Source organism: Burkholderia sp. Ac-20392, from assembly GCF_017104585.1.
In the GTDB taxonomy this organism is placed as follows: Bacteria; Pseudomonadota; Gammaproteobacteria; order Burkholderiales; family Burkholderiaceae; genus Burkholderia; species Burkholderia lata.
Map to the genome: position 1 here is coordinate 1 of NZ_JAAGPB010001031.1, position 1,300 is coordinate 1,300.

A 1,300-nucleotide genomic window follows, 5' to 3' on the forward strand; every position below is an offset into this window, starting at 1 on the left:
AAGCACGCATCCGCAGCTTCGGTATATAGCTTAGCCCCGTTACATCTTCCGCGCAGGACGACTCGATCAGTGAGCTATTACGCTTTCTTTAAAGGGTGGCTGCTTCTAAGCCAACCTCCTGACTGTTTTAGCCTTCCCACTTCGTTTCCCACTTAGCTATATTTGGGGACCTTAGCTGGCGGTCTGGGTTGTTTCCCTCTTGACACCGGACGTTAGCACCCGATGTCTGTCTCCCGTGATTGCACTCTTCGGTATTCGGAGTTTGCTATGGCGGGGTAATCTGCAATAGACCCCCCAACCATGACAGTGCTCTACCCCCGAAGGTGAGACACGAGGCACTACCTAAATAGTTTTCGGAGAGAACCAGCTATTTCCAAGTTTGTTTAGCCTTTCACCCCTATCCACAGCTCATCCCCTAACTTTTCAACGTTAGTGGGTTCGGACCTCCAGTACGTGTTACCGCACCTTCATCCTGGCCATGGATAGATCACTTGGTTTCGGGTCTACGCCCAGCAACTGAACGCCCTATTCGGACTCGCTTTCGCTACGCCTGCCCTATACGGTTAAGCTTGCTACTGAACGTAAGTCGCTGACCCATTATACAAAAGGTACGCCGTCACCCCTTACGAGGCTCCGACTGTTTGTATGCATGCGGTTTCAGGATCTATTTCACTCCCCTCCCGGGGTTCTTTTCGCCTTTCCCTCACGGTACTGGTTCACTATCGGTCGATCACGAGTATTTAGCCTTGGAGGATGGTCCCCCCATCTTCAGACAGGATTTCACGTGTCCCGCCCTACTTGTCGCACACCTAGTTCTTTCATACTGTTTTCGCCTACAGGGCTATCACCCGCTATGGCCGCACTTTCCAGAGCGTTCGGCTAACAATACAAATAAAGAGTGCAAGGCTCATCCCATTTCGCTCGCCACTACTTTGGGAATCTCGGTTGATTTCTTTTCCTGCGGTTACTTAGATGTTTCAGTTCACCGCGTTCGCTTCGCATGGCCTATGTATTCAGCCATGGATACTCCAAAAGGAGTGGGTTTCCCCATTCGGACATCTACGGATCAAAGCTTGTTTGCCAGCTCCCCGTAGCTTTTCGCAGGCTACCGCGTCCTTCATCGCCTGTGATCGCCAAGGCATCCACCACATGCACTTGTTCGCTTGACCCTATAACGAGTCTGTCTCATCGACAGTCGTTACAGGTTGAGTTCTCGCATTTGTGCCGTATTCCAATTGAGTCAAACATAGAGTTCGAATCATCTTGAGATACATCGATACAATCACAACCCGGATAGTTT

1 rRNA gene is annotated in these 1,300 nt (G+C 50.5%); it reads right to left on the reverse strand.

What is annotated here, in order from left to right:
- Window positions 1-1,169 (reverse strand): 23S ribosomal RNA (locus G3N99_RS40600); the annotation flags it as partial.
- Window positions 1,170-1,300: the final 131 nt, after the last annotated feature.